The 16,968-nt window shown below is 61.6% G+C and carries 12 protein-coding genes and 1 other RNA gene; 11 read left to right on the top strand and 2 right to left on the bottom strand.

The window, feature by feature from the left end; all coding sequences use genetic code 11:
• Positions 1-3 precede the first annotated feature (3 nt).
• From ACNFBT_RS12170 to ACNFBT_RS12205, 8 genes are all read left to right on the top strand, one after another.
• Entirely contained in the window at positions 4-1,401 is a 1,398-nt protein-coding gene (locus tag ACNFBT_RS12170) for a sensor histidine kinase (RefSeq protein ID WP_416750104.1), read from the top strand.
• Positions 1,402-1,486: 85 nt separating this feature from the next.
• Entirely contained in the window at positions 1,487-1,738 is a 252-nt protein-coding gene (locus tag ACNFBT_RS12175; RefSeq protein WP_416749593.1) for a hypothetical protein, read from the top strand.
• 193 nt (positions 1,739-1,931) lie between these two features.
• On the top strand, positions 1,932-5,222 hold the full coding sequence (locus ACNFBT_RS12180) for a carboxyl transferase domain-containing protein (RefSeq protein WP_416750105.1): 3,291 nt from the start codon (positions 1,932-1,934) through the stop codon (positions 5,220-5,222).
• Between the two features lie 401 nt (positions 5,223-5,623).
• Positions 5,624-6,634, top strand: a complete 1,011-nt coding sequence (locus tag ACNFBT_RS12185; RefSeq protein WP_416749595.1) for a sodium:calcium antiporter — start codon at positions 5,624-5,626, stop codon at positions 6,632-6,634.
• Positions 6,635-6,722: 88 nt separating this feature from the next.
• Positions 6,723-7,400 (top strand): type 1 glutamine amidotransferase domain-containing protein, encoded by a 678-nt coding sequence (locus tag ACNFBT_RS12190; protein ID WP_416749597.1) that lies wholly within the window; start codon positions 6,723-6,725, stop codon positions 7,398-7,400.
• A gap of 73 nt (positions 7,401-7,473) precedes the next feature.
• Positions 7,474-7,831: a transfer-messenger RNA gene (gene ssrA / locus ACNFBT_RS12195) on the top strand.
• Between the two features lie 104 nt (positions 7,832-7,935).
• A complete protein-coding gene (locus tag ACNFBT_RS12200) occupies positions 7,936-10,395 on the top strand; it encodes a site-specific integrase (RefSeq protein ID WP_416749599.1) in 2,460 nt (819 codons plus the stop codon).
• Positions 10,396-10,704: 309 nt separating this feature from the next.
• Positions 10,705-12,012 (top strand): site-specific integrase, encoded by a 1,308-nt coding sequence (locus ACNFBT_RS12205; RefSeq protein WP_416749601.1) that lies wholly within the window; start codon positions 10,705-10,707, stop codon positions 12,010-12,012.
• Positions 12,013-12,126: 114 nt separating this feature from the next.
• Here ACNFBT_RS12205 and ACNFBT_RS12210 read toward each other — a convergent pair whose 3' ends face one another.
• Both ACNFBT_RS12210 and ACNFBT_RS12215 read right to left on the bottom strand, forming a co-directional pair.
• Positions 12,127-14,454, bottom strand: a complete 2,328-nt coding sequence (locus ACNFBT_RS12210; protein WP_416749603.1) for a relaxase/mobilization nuclease domain-containing protein — start codon at positions 14,452-14,454, stop codon at positions 12,127-12,129.
• The gene (locus ACNFBT_RS12215; protein ID WP_170859938.1) at positions 14,444-14,749 is read right to left on the bottom strand and encodes a MobC family plasmid mobilization relaxosome protein; all 306 of its coding nucleotides are present in this window, start codon (positions 14,747-14,749) and stop codon (positions 14,444-14,446) included. Before ACNFBT_RS12215 ends, ACNFBT_RS12210 begins: the two co-directional genes overlap by 11 nt.
• Positions 14,750-15,188: 439 nt before the next feature.
• Here ACNFBT_RS12215 and ACNFBT_RS12220 point away from each other — a divergent pair, with 439 nt between their 5' ends.
• From ACNFBT_RS12220 to ACNFBT_RS12230, 3 genes are read left to right on the top strand one after another with little or no spacing between them, the layout of a single operon-like run.
• A complete protein-coding gene (locus tag ACNFBT_RS12220; RefSeq protein WP_416749605.1) occupies positions 15,189-15,674 on the top strand; it encodes a hypothetical protein in 486 nt (161 codons plus the stop codon).
• Positions 15,675-15,716: 42 nt separating this feature from the next.
• Complete coding sequence (locus tag ACNFBT_RS12225; RefSeq protein WP_416749607.1) at positions 15,717-16,322, top strand: antitoxin Xre/MbcA/ParS toxin-binding domain-containing protein; 606 nt, start codon at positions 15,717-15,719, stop codon at positions 16,320-16,322.
• Between the two features lie 58 nt (positions 16,323-16,380).
• Positions 16,381-16,716 carry a hypothetical protein gene (locus ACNFBT_RS12230; RefSeq protein ID WP_416749609.1) on the top strand — a complete coding sequence of 112 codons (336 nt, stop codon included), beginning with the start codon at positions 16,381-16,383 and terminating at the stop codon, positions 16,714-16,716.
• Positions 16,717-16,968 lie beyond the last annotated feature (252 nt).

Here is a 16,968-nt window from a genome sequence, read left to right on the forward strand (position 1 = left end):
CCCATCCCGCGCCGCGCCGGCTCGCTCAGTCGCCGCCTGTTGCTGCTGCTGATCGGCGGCATCTCGCTGTGCTGGCTGGTCGCCGGCTTCTTCACCTATCACCTGACCCGCCAGCAGGTGAACGGTCTCTACGACCAGGACATGATCGACTTCGGCCAGGCCGCGCTGAGCCTGGTGGATATCGCCGACTCCGTCGATGCCCAGCCCACGCCACCGGGCGACATCATCGCCCGCAGCCGCAAGGCCATCGAAGGCCTGCCACTGATACGCCGGGAAGCCACGCTGGGCTACTCCATCTGGTACCAGGGTCAGCGACTGCTCACCACCGACGAGCCGCCGCCCGGCGTCGAGCAGCAGCCCCTGGGCTTCTCCAGGCTGGAGCAGGGCGACGTGAACTGGCGAGTGCTGCAGATCGCCTCGACGGGCCCGAATGGCGTGCGGATCTGGGTATTCGAGGACCTGCATTACCGCTCCAAGACGCTGCGCCTGCTGCTGTTCAGTGCGCTGTTCCCATTGCTGTTGGCCCTGCCGTTATTCCTCGTGCTGGTCTGGCTCGGCGTGCGCCAGGGCCTGGCGCCGTTGCGCAGTCTGATCACACAGGTCCACCTGCGCACCGCCCACAGCCTGCATCCGCTGTCGCTGAGCCGGGCGCCGGTGGAGGTGCACAGCCTGGTCAGGGAACTGAACCTGCTGCTGGAGCGCTTGCAGTCGGCCATGGAGGCCGAACGCCGCCTGACCAGCGATGCCGCCCACGAAATCCGTACGCCGCTGGCCAGCCTGCGCACCCACGCCCAGGTGGCGCTGCGCTCCTCCGACCCGGCGGCCCATGCACACGGCCTGCAGCAGGTCAGCCGTAGCGTGGAGCGCATCAGTGCGCTGATGGAGCAGATCCTGCTCCTGGCGCGGCTCGACGGCGAGGAACTGCACGAGACTTTCCGCCGTGTCGACCTCGGCCTGCTCGCCGAAGAAACCATTGCCGAACTCGCTCCCCAGGCCATCGACAAGCAGATCGAACTCACCCTCGACACCCACCCGGACGCCACGCTGATGGGGGTATCGGTCTGGCTCGGACTGATCCTCACCAACCTGGTCGGCAACGCCCTGCGCTATACCCCCGAAGGCGGCCGCGTAGCGGTAAGCCTGGAGCGCGCGGGCGACCAGCTGGAGCTCTGGGTGCGCGACAACGGCCCCGGTGTGGCGCAGGCCGAGCACGCGGCCATTTTCACCCGTTTCTACCGCAGCCCCAGCGTGGCCAGCAGCGCCGGCAGCGGGCTTGGCCTGCCCATCGTCAAGCGCATCGTGGAAATTCATCATGGCCGCATCAGCCTGCACGAAGGCCTGGATGGCGCCGGCCTCGGCGTATGCGTCGAACTGCCGGCAACCGTTGGCGAAAAAGAATGAACCTGGCAAGAAACCCGGCCGTCCACCCTTTACGGTCCGCATGAACGGTCCGCCGCGACTCGGTCGATTGGCCAGGAGTACCACCATGAAACGTATAGCCTTGCTCATTACCGTCGCTTTGCTGGCGTCGCCGGCCTTCGCCGCCGACCTGTGCAGCGACAACCTCCAGAAAATCGATGCTGCCGTGCAGTCCAATGCCGGCAGCGCCCAAACCCAGGATCAAGCCATGCGCCTGCAGGAAAAGGCTATCCAATCCCAGCAGTCGGGCAATACCAAGGCTTGCATCGCCCAAACTGAAAAAGCCCTGAAGTTGCTCAAGCAGAGTGGTAAATCCTGATCCCTCTGTGACGGCCGGCCGATCTGGTCGGCCGCCTTCCTTTCCGGGCGCTGACGACATCAAGGCGCTCAGCGGTCCATTGCGCCAATAAGCTTCACGAAGCTCTCCCCATTCGCGAGAAAGCACTTCATTCCTCCCCCCCACCACCTACCTAAGATGTAGCGATTGCCGACCGACAAGAATCACAACCGGAATCGCCATGCCCCTGACGCACCTGCTCATCGCCAACCGTGGCGAAATCGCCATTCGCATCGCCCGCGCCGCCGCCGAACTGGGTATCCGCAGCCTGGCGGTCTACGCCGAAGACGACGCCGACTCCCTGCACACCCGCCAGGCCGACCAGGCGCAGCCCCTGCGCGGACGCGGCGCCAGCGCCTACCTCGACCCGCAGCAACTGATCGACCTTGCCCTTGCCCAGGGCTGCGATGCCGTGCACCCCGGCTACGGCTTCCTCTCCGAGAACGCCGACTTCGCCCGCCGCTGCGAGGCCGCCGGACTGACCTTCGTCGGCCCCTCGGCCCAGGTGCTGGAGTGCTTCGGCGACAAGGCCCGCGCCCGCGACCTGGCCAGCGCGCATGGCGTGGCGCTGGCCGCCGGCAGCAACCGCGCCACTTCGCTGGAAGACGCCGAGCGCTTCTTCCGCGAGCTGCCCAGCGGCGCCGGCATGATGATCAAGGCCCTGGCCGGCGGAGGCGGACGCGGCATGCGCGCGGTACGCAGCGCCGAGGAAATCGCCGACGCCTACGCCCGCTGCCAGGCCGAAGCCCGCGCGGCATTCGGCGACGACCGCCTCTACGTCGAGCGCCTGATCCAGCGCGCCCGGCACATCGAAGTGCAGGTGATCGGCGACGGCCACAGCGTCAGCCATCTATGGGAACGCGACTGCACCCTGCAGCGGCGCAACCAGAAGCTGCTGGAAATCGCCCCCAGCCCCAACCTGCATCCACGCCTGCGCGGCGCCATCCTCGCTGCGGCCCTGCGCCTGGCCGAAGCGGTGAACTATCGCGGCCTGGGCACCTTCGAGTTCCTGCTGGACGAGGACAGCGGCGACTTCGTGTTCATGGAAGCCAATCCGCGCCTACAGGTGGAACACACCATCACCGAAGCCGTGACCGGCATCGATCTCGTGCAGGCGCAGCTGCGCATCGCCGCCGGCGCCAGCCTTGCCGAACTGGGCCTGACCCAGGCCGAGATTCCCGCGCCGCGCGGCCATGCCCTGCAACTGCGGATCAACCTGGAAAGCCTCGCCAGCGACGGTACGCCCCAACTCGCCTGCGGCCGGATCAGCGCCTACGAACCACCCAGCGGCCCCGGCCTGCGCGTGGACGGTTACGGCTACGCCGGCTACCGCAACAGCGCCGGCTACGACTCGCTGCTGGCCAAGCTGATCGTCCACGGCAACGGCGGCTATCCGCAGCTGGTCCAGCGCGCCTACCGCGCGCTCTGTGAATTCCGCCTGGAAGGCGTGGCGAGCAACATCCCGCTGCTGCTCAACCTGCTGTGTCAGCCGGCTGTCGCCGAGAATCACGTGACCACCCGTTACATCGAGGAGCACCTGTCCAGCCTGCTCGGCGCGCAGGAGCACGCACACCCCCACCGCTTCTTCAGCCATGCCGGCCACGCACCGGTCGAGCAGCGCGCCAGCGAAGCACCGGCCGGCTGTATTCCACTGGCGACGCCCAGCGCGGGCGTGCTGGTCAGCCTGAATGCAGCGCCCGGCGACGCTGTCGCACAGGGCCAGACCATCGCCGTAGTCGAAGCCATGAAGATGGAATTCGAGGTCAAGGCCAGCGCCAGCGGTATCGTCCACAGCCTCGCCGCGACACCCGGCGACAGCCTTGGCGAAGGCGACGCCTTGCTGTTCGTCGAGCCGGCGGACATCGAATCACAGGCCGGCCAGGATGCCGCCGCCATCGATCTCGATGCCATACGCGCCGATCTCGCCGACGTCATCGAACGCCACGCCATCGGCCTCGACGAGCGCCGCCCGGATGCCGTCGCGAAGCGCCACAGGATCGGCAAGCGCACCACCCGCGAGAACCTCGCCGACCTGCTCGACGACGGCAGCTTCATCGAGTACGGCGCCCTGGCCATCGCCGCCCAGCGCCGTCGCCGCAGCGTCGAGGAGCTGATCGCCAGCAGCCCCGCCGACGGCCTGGTCAGCGGCCTGGGCAGCATCAACGCCGCGCAGTTCGGCGACGAGAAGGCGCGCTGTCTGGTGCTGGCCTACGACTACACGGTGTTCGCCGGCACCCAGGGCGTGATGAATCACAAGAAGACCGACCGCATGCTGCACCTCGCCGAGCAGTGGCGCATTCCGCTGGTGCTCTACGCCGAAGGCGGTGGCGGGCGGCCGGGCGACACCGATTTCGTTGGCGTGGCCGGGCTGGACAACATGAGCTTCGTCGGCCTGGCACGGCTCTCCGGACTGGTGCCGCTGGTGGGCGTGGTCTCCGGCCGCTGCTTCGCCGGCAACGCCGCATTGCTGGGCTGCTGCGATGTGATCATCGCCACCCACGATACCAGCCTGGGCATGGCGGGCCCGGCGATGATCGAGGGCGGCGGCCTGGGCAGGTTCGCCCCCGAGGAGGTCGGCCCCAGCGACGTACAGAGCGCCAACGGGGTGATCGACATCTTGGTGGAGGACGAAGCCGAAGCCACCCGTATCGCCCGTCAGTACCTCGCCTACTTCCAGGGCGACACCGACGACTGGCAGTGCGCGGACCAACGCCTGCTGCGCCACGCGGTGCCGGAAAACCGCCTGCGCGTCTACGACATCCGCCAGGTCATTGAGCAACTGGCCGACAGCGGCTCGGTGCTGGAGCTGCGCCGAGGCTTCGCCGCCGGCATCATCACCGCGCTGGTACGCATCGAGGGCAAGCCCTTCGGCCTGATCGCCAACAACCCCATGCACCTGGGTGGCGCCATCGACGCCGAGGCCGGCGACAAGGCCGCGCGCTTCATGCAGCTGTGCGATGCTTTCGACCTACCGATCATCTCGCTGTGCGACACCCCCGGCTTCATGGTCGGCCCGGAGGCGGAAAAGACCGGCACCGTGCGCCACGTCTCGCGCATGTTCGTCACCGCCGCCAGCCTTACCGTACCCTTCTTCACCGTGGTGCTGCGCAAGGGCTACGGCCTGGGCGCCCAGGCCATGGCCGCCGGCAGCTTCCACGCGGCGCTGTTCACTGTTGCCTGGCCCAGCGGCGAGTTCGGCGCCATGGGGCTGGAAGGGGCGATCCGCCTCGGCTATGCCAAGGAACTGGCCGCCATGGAAGATATGCAGGAGCGGCAGAAGCTGTTCGACAAGCTGGTCGCCGCCGCGTACCGCAACGGCAAGGGGCTGAACATGGCGAGCTACCTGGAGATCGATGACGTGATCGACCCGGCCGACACCCGCCGCTGGCTGCTGCGCGGCCTGGCCTCGACGCCCCGCCCGGCGCCGCGCCAGGGGAAAAAGCGTCCACTGATCGACACCTGGTGAGCGGTCGGGTTGAGCTAAGCTTGCGATCGGCTAGAATGCGCGCGTCATTGGGGAGTAGCCGACCGTTCGTGCGAACGGGGGCGACGTCAACACACTTGGCCCAAATCCGTTGACGATCTCGCGAGCTAGAGCAGAACTAGGCGAGAGCTGCTGAGAAAGCGGAGTTTACGCGAGTAAATGAGCATTTCTCAGCGGGTCTCAACGATGTTCTGCCGACGCGCAGCAGATCGTAGACAGATTTCAGGCCATGGCGTCGCCAGCGATACATCGCCTGGCAAGACCTTTGACCACGCAGCCTCCGAACGGCCGGGGAGCGCGTGGTCATGGGTATCGAACCGGCCGGGAGTTTTCACCGTGATGCACCGCCCCGTCCCTCGCTCCATCCACCTGGAGCCCCGCACATGCTGACCTTCATCCTCGAACTGCTCGGCATGCTGATGGTGATCCTGGTCGCCGCCGAAGTCTTCACCAACGCGCTGGAGCATTTCGGTGAACGCCTGGGGATCTCCGAAGGTGTCACCGGCTCGCTGTTCGCCGCCATCGGCACTGCCCTGCCGGAAACCCTGATCCCCCTGCTGGCGCTGTTCGCGGGCACCAGTAACGCCAGACTCAACGAGGAAGTCGGCGTCGGCGCCATCCTCGGCGCACCGCTGATGCTATCGACCCTCTCCACCTGCCTGATGGCCTGCTTCGCCCTGCGCGCGCGCGGCCTGACCGGGCGCGTGCGCCCCGAGCGCAGCGGCTTGCAGCGCGACCTGAACTTCTTCCTGATCGCCTTCAGCCTCGCCACCGTCGCTATGTTCGTGCCGGCGGAATACCTGACGGTACGCCTCGGCCTGAGCCTGCTGCTGGTGCTCACCTACGTCGCCTACATCACCCTCACGCTGCGTGCCTCGCAGGAGCTCGTCGAGAACGGCCACGGCACCGAGGCCGACCACCACATGTACTTGTCACGCATCGGCTTGCCGACCAACCTGGCAACCATCCTGCTGCAGCTGCTGCTGGGCCTGGGTTTGCTGGTGCTGGGCGCCAAGGGCTTCATCCACGGCGTCGAGGGGCTGTCGCACCTGCTGGGCGTCTCCGCGCTGCTGCTGTCGCTGCTGATCATTCCGATCGCCACCGAGCTGCCGGAAAAGATCAACAGCATCCTCTGGGTTCGTCGCGGCAAGGACACCCTGGCCTTCGGCAACATCAGCGGCGCCATGGTGTTCCAGGGCACCCTGCTGCCCGCCATCGGCATCCTGCTCACCCCCTGGCAACCGCGCACCGAAGTACTCACCGGCGTTCTGATCACCCTTGGCGCCGCCCTCTGGCTGCGCCTCAACGCCCAGCGCGACGGCTTACCGATCTGGGTGCTGCTGCTCAACGGCGTGCTGTACGCCGCCTATCTGGGCATCACCCTGTCACGCTGACGAGCGCGGCGTACCGCCTACACTGACCAATCTGGGCTGCCGTTGCTGCGGCAGCCGCTCGTCACAGCGATACGCCGAAGGAGTGAGCATGAAAATCCTGGTAGTCCTGACCTCCCACGACCAGCTCGGCAGCACCGGCAAGAAAACCGGCTTCTGGCTCGAGGAGTTCGCCGCGCCCTACTACGTGTTCAAGGATGCCGGCGCCACCCTGACCCTGGCCTCCCCCAAGGGCGGCCAGCCACCGCTCGACCCCAAGAGCGATGAGGAAGACGCCCAGACCCCGGCCACGCGCCGCTTCCGCCAGGACAGCGAAGCGCAGGCCGCGCTGGCCAATACCGTGAAACTGGCCGAGGTACACGCCGACGACTACGACGCCCTCTTCTATCCCGGCGGTCATGGCCCGCTCTGGGACCTGGCCGAGGACCGCACGTCGGTGGCGCTGATCGAAGCCTTCCACTCCAGCGGCAAACCCGTCTCCGCCGTCTGCCACGCCCCCGCGGTATTCCGCCATCCACGCGGGCTGGACGGCCGTCCACTGGTGCAGGGCCGGCATGTCACCGGCTTCACCAACAGCGAAGAGGAAGCCGTGGGTCTCACCGACGTGGTGCCTTTCCTCGTCCAGGACATGCTCAAGGCCAACGGCGCCCGCTACAGCAAGGGCCCCGACTGGCAGAGCCACGTCGAAGTCGACCGCGGCCTGATCACCGGTCAGAACCCCGCATCCTCCGAAGCCGTGGCCGAAGCCGTGCTGAAATTCCTGAGCTGACAGGAGCTTGCGCCGCCCTGGGTGGCTATCAGGGCGGCTTTCCCGTAGAATGATCGGCGACCTTAAAGGTTTTGGGGCCGATTAGGATTCGACGCCGGTAACAAAACTCGAGGGGCATGCCGAGTAGGTGACAGTTCTCGTAAATCAGCTGCCACAACTTTATAGTTGCCAACGACGACAACTACGCCCTAGCAGCCTAAGTGCCGCTAGCAGACCCTAGGGGATGCCTGTAAACCCGAAGATTAGGTCTGTCATATAGAACAGGATCGCCGCCAAGTTCGCTGTAGGCGTAACGGCTAAAACTCATACAGCTCGCTCCAAGCACCCTGCCACTCGGGCGGCGCGGAGTTAACTCAGTAGAGATGGCTAAGCATGTAGAACCGACAGCGGAGAACTGGCGGACGGGGGTTCAAATCCCCCCGGCTCCACCAATCAAATCGTTAAGTCTTTGATTTTTAAGACTTAACTGATCAAGGGGTTCAAACCGAGTCTGGAAATTTCTCGCAAATTTCCAATTACGACGAGGTTGAACCCCATGATCCATCTCTCTCATTACCTGTACCGCGACCACGCAGATCGCCTGACCTTCCGGCTGATCCTGCCCAGCCTCCTGCAACAACGCTTTCCCTCCGTGGGCCGCGAAATTCGCTGGTCGCTCGACGGCGTCCCACTGGACGACGCTCGGGAGCTGGCCCTGAATCTCGCTCGGCGCATTCGCGATTTGCGCTTCCGTCTGGGCGACATCAAGACCGCCGAAGGCCTGCAGCAGGAGCTCCAGCGGATTCAAGGCTCGATTCCGCCACTGAGTCGCCAGAGTGCCCCCAGTCCGTCGGCGCGCCCCCAGAGTTCGCAGGTCGCCTGCCCGGTCCAGGACCTGAGCCTCAGTGTCGGCCGTCAACGCCTCGAACAACTGCGCCTGACGCCGACCTTTCTGTTGCGTGACGAGCACCAGCTCACAGTGCAGGCCCCCTTGCCGGAGCTGCTCGGAGCCGCCTACCCGCTGATGCTGAAAACCCAGGTGTTCGACCTGCACACCCTGAATCCCCAGGAAGGCGAGCAGCGTGCCGCTTTCATCCTGCAAGGCCTGGCGGAGCTGAACGAGCGACTTCAACATTGCCTGGATCGCGGTGAATGGCTGCCCCTCTACCAGGCCAGCTTCCATCTCGAGGCCCTGCGTCGCTACCTGCTTCCGGAACACGGCCTGCACTTTCACCATGACCCGCGCTGGCTGCCACTGCGCCCACAGGATCTGCGCGAGCGCGACCACGAGCACCTACGCCGTCTAGACACCCAGGCCGGTTCCGACACACCGAGCCATCGGTTGCATCCAGCGACCGGCGGCGCACATCGGCTGGACATCAGCACGCCTCAACTGCTGCGCGAGCACTACCCCCAACTGCCGGAACAGTTGACCCTCGACCTGCACACACAGGATCTGCACGAGGCTGTGCTGAAGGCGGGCTTTGTGCTGGAGCGCTTCGACTGGCTGACCGATCTGGTGAGGCAGGGCCAGCACTTTGGCGGAGGCATTCCAAGCCTGCACGAATTGCGTCTGCACGTGGAGGCAATTCGGGGCCGCTTGCGCCCCGATGACGACCATCCCCAGCCTCCGCGCCCCACGCAACCCGACGCTGCCGCCTCAACGCGAGACGCCAGTTGGACCTTGCCCAGCGCGCACGCCGATACGGTGCCAGCCAATCCCCTCGGCGCATTGTTCGCCAACGGCTTCCAGCCCCGCAGCGAACAGCGCACTGAGGGCCAGATGAGTGTCCATCAACTGATGGAGCGCTACCGGCGCGAGCAGGAGCTGACCGGCCAGTGGTCCCATCAAGGCACGCGCTTTCTCAACTGCGCACGCCTGGAAGTGGTCTGCGAGCTGTTGGGGCCTACGCGCCCCATTGCGTCGATCACCACCGAAGACTTTCGCAATCTGCGCACCGTGCTGCTGATGTACCCCCGCAACCGCCGACAGATCAGCGAGCTGAACGACACACCGATCCACGTCCTGATCGCACAAGGGGGCTATGAAGCCATTCACGCCAAAACGGCGAAGAAGTACTTCGATCTGGCCAAGGGCATGTTTCGCTTCGCCTACGACAATGAGTGGATCGCCCGCGACATCGCGGGCCCGGTTCGGCTCAAGGAAATCGCCCGCAAGAAGAGCAGCCGCGTTCGTCGCGCCTATACGCAGCAGGAGCTGCAGATGCTGTTCAATGGTCCGGTATACACTGCCCACGATGTTCCCCGTTGGCGGATGGACAGCTACAAATTCTGGCTCCCCCTACTCGGGTTGTTCACCGGTTCCCGGCTCAACGAACTCTGTCAGCTCACCCTGGAGGATATTTGCCAGAGCCCCGGAGGAATCTGGGTCATGCGCCACAACCTCAACCATCCACACAAGCTGCTGAAAAACGCCAGCAGTGAACGGGACATTCCGCTGCACTCGGTGCTCATCGAGAAAGGTTTTCTGGAGTTCCTCGCGCAACGCGGTGCCGAAGCCTCATCGCGCAAGGAGCTGCTGTTTCCCGAAATGCGCGCGGACATTCGCCGTGCTCACAGTCACCTCGCCTCGCGCTGGTTCTGTGGCGACCCGCAACGGGTCGGCTACTTACAGCAGTGTGGCTTTCCTCGACGCAATGGCCTCAGCTTCCATTCGCTACGCCACACCTTCGTCAACCAGTTGCGCCAGACCGGCGTGGATCAGCCACGTATTCAAGCGCTGACAGGGCATATCAATGACTCGACGACCAGGGAGTATGGCAATGGCTACAGCATGGAGCTCAAGCAGGAAACCGTGGAAATGTTGCGCTTCAACCTCGATCTCAGCCATGTCAGCTATGAGCGCTTTCAGGCCCTACAGAAACGCAGCTTTCGCCCTGGTCGCCCCACCTCGGCACGACACCCCTCGAGCGCTATTCGGAACACTCTGTCGACCGAGAAGCCCGATAACCAGGCACTGGTGGATTGGCTGAAGCAACAACACGACTCACAGTAATCCGTCGGAATGCCAGGCGCCGGCCAGAGTGCCGGCGTCACCATCAACCGCATCCATGGTCTCAGCCGCCCCTTACTTTCCCCTTCACGCAAAAAAAAATTTCTACTTATTGATTTTTCTACAACCTCCGCCAGCCGGAGGTTTAAAAATAATCAAGCACCGTTTTAAAGCATATCGACATGCAGCAAAGCTCATACTCTCTTGACAGAGCTAAAACCATTTCTATATTGGGTCCACAAGCTTGGTAGCCCCAGGCTTGGTCATAGAAAGAGTCTCCTTATGGCCTCACTTTGGAGCCAAGGAGTTGCAATGTCATGCACTAACACCCTGACCTTTACTGTCCCGCAACATAATACGCTCGACCCGCTCACGCTGGCCGCCACAATTCAAGCGCTGCTCAATAACCCTCAGCACTTGAACGCCCTCCCCGGTCAGTCTCTACGAGATACTGCAGCCCTCCCCAGCTCACCTGCTCCATCACGGCAGGTCACGCTGCAGTATGCCGCCAACGCCATGATCCATGAGTACGCCGCACTTGGACACTGGGAGTATGGCTCCACCTACAAATACCGCTCACAACTGCAGCAGATCATTAACTTGCTGGGCCCCGATCGCCTGACGAGCTCTTTGTGTACGAATGATCTCACCAGCCTAAAAGACTCCCTTAAGTTCAAGAACAAGAACTCCCTGAGTCTTCCAGTGATCGATTCCTCACGGACTCACGATGCAAACATCGAAGGCTATATCAGCGGCGAAACCATCCACCGCTACTTCAACCTGCTGAAGCGCTTCATCGTTTTTTGCCAGGAATCCAAGTATCAGCTCGGCCAGCTCGATATGAGCGTGAAGCTTGCTGGGCAATATCCCAGTACGGCTCATTACGCTACGTTTGACACGACCGAACTCAATGCGATCTTCACCAGTCGCGTCTACACCACCGAGCCGACTGATCGCTTCCGCTGGACGCCATACAGCTATTGCTTCTGGCTCCCATTGCTTGGCGTACTCACCGGTGCACGTCCTGGCGAACTGTGCCAACTGAATGCGGGCGACGTCTTCGAGGAGTCCGGTATCCCCGTCATACGAATCACTGACAGAGGTCCCCTGCAGCGCTTGAAGACCGACGCCAGCGCCCGGTACATACCGCTGCATCCTCAACTGATCGCCGTTGGTTTCCTCGACTTCGTCGCCATACGGCGACAACAGGGCGGTCGATTCCAACCGCTGTTCCCCGAGTTGCCCTATGACCGGAGGCATGGTCATGCGCGCGCAGCCTCCCGCTGGTTCAGTGGCCAAGGCATCACTGACTTGGGTTACCTCAACGCCTGCGGCCTCAGTAAGGGGATGGGCTACTGCCTCTACAGCTTTCGCCACACCTTTATTGATCTACTGCGTAAAGCCGGGGTGCAGGAGATGATGATCAAGACACTCGTCGGCCATGCACTGGACGACGACACGACCATCAACTATGGCCAGAATTTCTCCCTTGCCCAACGATACGAGAAGCTTGCTCAACTTCATCTGGATATCGATCTCTCGCACATCGCGCGGGAGAACTACCAACGTCTCCAGCGGCTCAAACCGCATTGCCAGAAGAACAGGCGAGCTGCGTCTTAGCGCTGCTGCCGCCCATCACGCGGCCATTTCCAGGAGGCAGCCCACCTCCTGGCTGTCGAAGGTTGGCTGCTTTAACGAGCGAGGCAGAACGTCCCCTGCAAAGCCGCCTACGACTCACGGAGCGGGCAATTCCGACTGGGGACGGGGTCGCCCATTCAGCAGCCCTTCATCGTGCTCATCAATGACCTGAGAACGTTGTATGGGTACAGCTCCCAGCATCCTGGGTGGGCCCGCTTCGCCCTTCAACTGCCGCAGTTGACTCGAAAACTGCATTCCCATCGTTTTTGGGGTGAGCCTGAAAGCACTACAGAGCTGCAGCTGCTCATCATGCCAGCAGTCAAACCCAGGCAATGGGAAGGACACGCTGCCAATGTGTGCCCGAACGCTCGCCTGAAGCCCAACCTGAACCTGCTCTGCCAAGCTATCCATAACGTCACGGCGCTCACATCCATAGTTCACATGCACGAAGATCTCGGTCACACCGTTCCGGGTGAACTGGATGGTCGGCTCAATTCCCCGTGCGCTCAGCACCAAGAGATCCGCCTCAGTTACATTGACCAGATGCAGCCAGCTGTCAGCCGATGAGAGCGACAACTGCACATTGCAGCCCTGGCTGTTCAGCACCTGTAAGTTGGACCAAGCAGAGTGAGCCTGCTCACTCGTAGTCAAATTGCAGAGTGGCTCGTTGCCGGGTCTAGCGCACGCGATACTCCACCGCGTAAACCTGCGATCCAGCTCCCATACCATGTCCATAATGGTCTGCAAGTCCTCGGTTTCGAGCGCAGAATGCACACCCTGGCGCAGCAATGCCGCCTTCCCCAGGCGAGAGGCTCGGCGCATATAGGGCGTGAAGTGAGGCTCGGGACTCAGTCCTGCACCTGCGGATACGAGGACCTCAACACGGTTTTGAGTTCCATCAATATCGCTCGAAGCTCGCTCATTTCCACCCTCATTTCCTGAACCTCGTTGCGCATCAACACACGCATTTCCTTGAGCAGCACCTGGTTCTCCAGTGCCAGTGATGTCATGCCCTGAAGCAACGGGTACATCGCCTCCGCCAGTTCCTCGCTGGTCGACACTTTTGCCCTCCGCATGGCATCCAACTTTACGGAGAGGGCCAGAGACATCTCCTCCGTCCGGAGTTGGACCGCCTGCCGAGCCATCTCCTCGGCCATTTTCAGCTTGCTCATTCATCCACCATTCCAATCGAAATCTATCTGCTTCTGTTGGTTCATACCCCACAACCGAAATGCCACGCAGCGCCAGCTCGAACCACATCCGCCTGCGGAATACCTCACCTCCGGTAACACCTACTCGCTTCACCCGACGCAGCCGAGAACGCTCGGCCATTGCCTCATAAACGGATTGATGGGCAGATCTGGCAACGCACACCTTGGGCGACTCGATGAATGCGGTCCGTGTCGGCTTGTTCTTCCATACCCAATCGATCCGTTGATCACTGACAGGTTTGGCAATAAATCGCTCGAGCGCTGGAGGCTTCCCTTGTAGCAAAGCCGGTACGGAGGGATCGGCCTCCATGTGTATCGACCCCGGATCGACGGGATCAACCGCGAAAGGCCGTAGCAGGTGAAGATGCTGCGATGGCGCAAAGTTGAGCTGTTTGGCGAGCGCCGACCATGAGTAGCCCTTCCCCAGGTCACTTCCTTTCATAGGAAACCCATCCCCATACTGAAACGAGACTCCAGAGACTCGACCAGTACTCGCTATCCGAGGGATTGGCGTGACACCGGCATCGAGCAGGCGCTGCCAGAAAACAGGAAATGGGGGATTTCCAGCCAACGCCACATCGACTATTTGCTGAAGCAACATTCGGTTTGAGGGCTGCCCGGTGCGAATGGCCATATTCAGCTCATTGCCCGTTGGCGACCTTTTCCGAGCCGGCTCCCCACCAGGCCGTCCAACGGTCACCTGATACAAGCCATGTTTCACTTCCAGCCGAGCTGCAGCAGCTTCCCAGAGTCGAAAATCCATGCGCGGATTCCAGATCCGTCCACCACGCTCGACGACAGAAAATACGATGTGGACATGCAGGTGAGCCTTATCGCCATGCACGACATACATCGCCTGCCGATCTCCAGGAGCGACTTCAACCATCGCCTCTTTAGCCAATTCAATCGCCTGCTCAGCTGTCAGTTGATCAGCCTTGTGCTCGGTATCTCCGGGGAAAAAACTCAGCACGGAATGTACAAAATAATCCTCCGGTGGCTTTTTCCCGCAGCGCTCCCGAGCAGTGAATTCCCACAGCGCAGCAGCCCACTGTTTCGCATAGCTGAGCGGTGTCTCGCCGGGCAACATCGGCAACGCGTTGATCGACTCATGCCGCAGCACGCGCTCATTTGACTCACCCTTACGAGACAGCAGATACCGAACCAAGATGCGCAAATGTCGCTTCGAGCGATGTTTGCGGACCTTAAAAATCATCCAGCAGCCCCCGCAGGGCACGCAGTTCGGCTGCGATTTCACGCAGTGCTGCGTCATCCACAAGCAGTCCAGCATTGGCCGAGTGAGCCAACTGATTGAGATTGTTGCCGATGCGAGACAAGTGATTGATCGACTCAGCGTCCCAGACCGGGATCGGCGGAATGATTTCGCGATCCAGCGCGGCCCGGACCAGCCAATCGGCAACGCTGAGATGGAGACCACGGGCTTTGGCGGTGATGATTCTCTTGTCGTGAGGAGTTATTCGGAGGCTTAGCCTCGCTGTTTTTCTATCCATGATGAGCACCTTGTTATTATTTTTATGTCAATGCTATTGACGTATTAAGTACGCCTTTTCTTTTTCAAGCGAAGCGCAGAAAAAGCGAGCCGCGTGGGGAGGAACGAAGTGACGTACAACGCCTTTGCTCGCAATCGCGCGGCCTCAAATAAAGTATCTCACAGCTAAACCTGCGGAAAACGCCGACAGGGAAACTTGGTCGTTTTCCAGGGAAATTCGGTAAGTTACCCCCAGGTTAGCCACCTTTTATGAGCGCACAGTCGTCGAGTGTCTTTCCCACTCAGGCCTTTCTTTTCCAAATTTGGACACCTAACGTCCGAATTCGGCCGTGCCATTCCGATTTCGGCCGCGCGTGGCCATACGCGGTGGTCGTCTGCCGTATTTGGCTCATTGCCACCGAAATCGCCGATGAAAAACCGAATTGGGAAAGGAGGTGCCAATGGCTCAGCTACGTATGATCAACGAACCTGGACTGGTCGAGCAGGTGCAATCCAGCCTTTACGAGGCCGGAGTGATCTCCCTGACCGAGGTCAGAGACTGCATCTCGAACCCCAGGATCCGGGATTTCTACGTGCGGGATCTCGACACCTCGGGTCTTCCGCTCGCCGGTATCAGTGCCCTGAGTGAAATCAGCATGCTGGCGGACAACTGGCAGAAAACCTATGCCATCAGCCTTGACGGCTGGCGAGACAGGCAGGGGTCGCTTCAGCTTGTCGATGGCTTCCACTTCCAGGACCCGAGCATCTCGATCGTACAGGTCTGGTACTGCGATCCACTGGAGATTCGCTCGCACGAGTTGGCCTGGCTGCTCGCCCTGGCAGTGTCCTTCACCGATTGCGAATTGCGCCGGTGCGAACGTACCTGTGGGGCGATCAACGAAGTCCTCGAACGCCATGGTTTTGCACTAGAAGACTCATGGTTCTGACAGCAAAGCGCATCATGCAGCTCTTGAGTGAGGGCAACCCCCATGGACAAAACCCTGGAAACCATCCTGTGCTCACGGTACCCCAAGCTTCTCCCTGCGCAGGGGCACGGATGCCTTCAGTTATTCGGCTTCGAATGCCAGGACGGCTGGTTCGCCCTGATCTACGCGGCATGCGATTTGATACAACAGCACATCGATCACACAGGTTCGGAACAGGCCATTGCCTCACAGATAAAGGAAAAATTTGGCGGACTTCGCTTTTACCACCACGGAGGTGATGACTACGTCGCGGCCGTAGTGGACCTTGTGGAGCAACTGTCAGAGTCAGTGTGCGAGCTATGTGGGGCCCCGGGCTGCATCCACGAACGCAATGGCTGGCTCAGCGCTCGTTGTCAACACCACGAGAAATGCAGTGAAACATCACCGCCAAACTCAAGCGCCCGGCTCAGGCAGGGGGAGTCGCTGACTCAGGTACTGGAAGCAGCACTCGCGCTCTTCGCCCTCAACGCAACCCAAACATCGCGCTGGTTGGTATCGCCTGCAAGAGCCTTTGGCATCAAGTCCCCTATCGAACAACTGCAAGAGCACAACGGCGATCGTGATGTGATGAGTCTGATTGGGCGGATTGAATATGGAGTCCTACGCTAATCGCCCTCTCTTGATCGACCATACGTGCGCTCAATACCTACCAAGGGGGATCGCAGCAATGGAACCAATCAAATCGGTCAGCGATGTACAGTGCGACGTTTGCGGCAATAGCACGCATGTTAAGGAGTATGGACTGCAATTTGGCACTCTTCGTGCCAATTGGTGCTATGGCTCAGCCCATGATGGCGAGCGCTATGAGATCGGTCTGTGCGAGCCCTGCTTTTTCAGAACGCTTTTAGGCCTCAGGCGCGATCGGATGGTGAACTTCATGTTCAGCGATGAGGGCCAAGACCTCAGCGTTTTGGGCATGTTGCTCGCGATGATCTTTTCGATGACAGTGGCGCTCGACCTCCTGACTTCTCTACCGAGGCAACATTATCAGCGGGGCGCATAGCCTTCTTCGTGGGAGGATACAGATTCCACACCATTCGGAGGCGTCGGCGATTTATTTGGCTATGTCCTTGGCGCTCGCAAATACCTTCCCATGGGTGAAAATTGAGAAAGCCAGACAACATCAGGTCTCGCCCAACCCCGGCTTGATCCCCAAGGAGCTGAAGAGCCGGTCCTGAAACAACATGGGACCAGTTGCTGAAGGAGGCCAAGTTGGAGACCGCGCGATTGAATTCAACAGCCGCCGCATACAGCT

This window comes from Pseudomonas sp. NY15181 (assembly GCF_048068055.1).
In the GTDB taxonomy this organism is placed as follows: domain Bacteria; phylum Pseudomonadota; class Gammaproteobacteria; order Pseudomonadales; family Pseudomonadaceae; genus Pseudomonas.

What these genes read in the sequence shown, in the direction of transcription:
- ACNFBT_RS12175 (WP_416749593.1), top strand. Translation starts at nt 1,487, where the DNA reads ATGAAACGTATAGCCTTGCTCATTACCGTCGCTTTGCTGGCGTCGCCG.
- ACNFBT_RS12185 (WP_416749595.1), top strand. Translation starts at nt 5,624, where the DNA reads ATGCTGACCTTCATCCTCGAACTGCTCGGCATGCTGATGGTGATCCTG.
- ACNFBT_RS12190 (WP_416749597.1), top strand. Translation starts at nt 6,723, where the DNA reads ATGAAAATCCTGGTAGTCCTGACCTCCCACGACCAGCTCGGCAGCACC.
- ACNFBT_RS12200 (WP_416749599.1), top strand. Translation starts at nt 7,936, where the DNA reads ATGATCCATCTCTCTCATTACCTGTACCGCGACCACGCAGATCGCCTG.
- ACNFBT_RS12205 (WP_416749601.1), top strand. Translation starts at nt 10,705, where the DNA reads ATGTCATGCACTAACACCCTGACCTTTACTGTCCCGCAACATAATACG.
- ACNFBT_RS12210 (WP_416749603.1), bottom strand. Translation starts at nt 14,454, where the DNA reads ATGATTTTTAAGGTCCGCAAACATCGCTCGAAGCGACATTTGCGCATC.
- ACNFBT_RS12215 (WP_170859938.1), bottom strand. Translation starts at nt 14,749, where the DNA reads ATGGATAGAAAAACAGCGAGGCTAAGCCTCCGAATAACTCCTCACGAC.
- ACNFBT_RS12220 (WP_416749605.1), top strand. Translation starts at nt 15,189, where the DNA reads ATGGCTCAGCTACGTATGATCAACGAACCTGGACTGGTCGAGCAGGTG.
- ACNFBT_RS12225 (WP_416749607.1), top strand. Translation starts at nt 15,717, where the DNA reads ATGGACAAAACCCTGGAAACCATCCTGTGCTCACGGTACCCCAAGCTT.
- ACNFBT_RS12230 (WP_416749609.1), top strand. Translation starts at nt 16,381, where the DNA reads ATGGAACCAATCAAATCGGTCAGCGATGTACAGTGCGACGTTTGCGGC.